This window comes from Nonomuraea turcica (assembly GCF_030718205.1).
Lineage (GTDB): Bacteria > Actinomycetota > Actinomycetes > Streptosporangiales > Streptosporangiaceae > Nonomuraea.
The window spans coordinates 1-680 of sequence record NZ_JAUZQF010000098.1 but is presented as its reverse complement, the minus strand read 5'-3'; the positions used below and the strand labels follow the sequence as shown (position 1 = coordinate 680).

The following is a 680-nucleotide window of genomic DNA, read 5'->3' as shown; positions in this document are numbered from 1 at the left end:
TGAGCCCATTCCACCGTGACGCTGCAGGTCACGGGTCCGTTGCAGATCATCATCCTTGATCCGCAACGCAGATAGCCCCTGGTAGAAGGGTTGTCGACCAAGATCAACCATCACCACCAGGGGCCTGAGTGCTGTTCTACCGTGCTGCGCTGCCGTTGTCATCTCAGACGTTGACCTACCTGGCCGGCATCCTGCGCCGGAACCGGCAGGCGCTCAAGTCCACCAAGCGCCGCCTCAACCCCGGCCAGCAGGCCATGCTTGTGCTTGTCTACCTGCGCAAAGGGGAGACCTTCGCCGAGATCGCCGCCGGATTCGACGTCGGCACGGCCACCGCCTGGCGCTACGTTCAAGAGGCCGTCGCGCTCGTGGCCCAGCGCTCACCCACGCTGGACCAAGCCATTCGCGCCGCCAAGCGCGCCGGATACGCGTTCGTGGTGCTCGACGGCACGCTCATTCCGATCGATCGCCTGGCCGCCGACCGGCCCTTCTACTCCGGCAAACATAAGAGACATGGCATGAACATCCAGGTCCTGGCCGCGCCAGACGGGACGCTGCTGTGGACCTCGGGATCACTACCCGGCTCGGTACACGACCTGAAGGCGGCCCGCATCTGGGGCATCATCCGCCGACTGCAGGCCGCGAAACTGATCACACTGGCCGACAAGGCGTACGTCGGCGCA

General features: G+C 64.9%; 1 protein-coding gene. It reads left to right on the top strand.

Annotated features, from left to right (window positions below; genetic code table 11):
• Nucleotides 1-128 precede the first annotated feature (128 nt).
• Nucleotides 129-680 (top strand): transposase family protein (locus Q9G87_RS61405; RefSeq protein ID WP_305925698.1); only part of this gene is annotated, 552 nt, incomplete at its 3' end.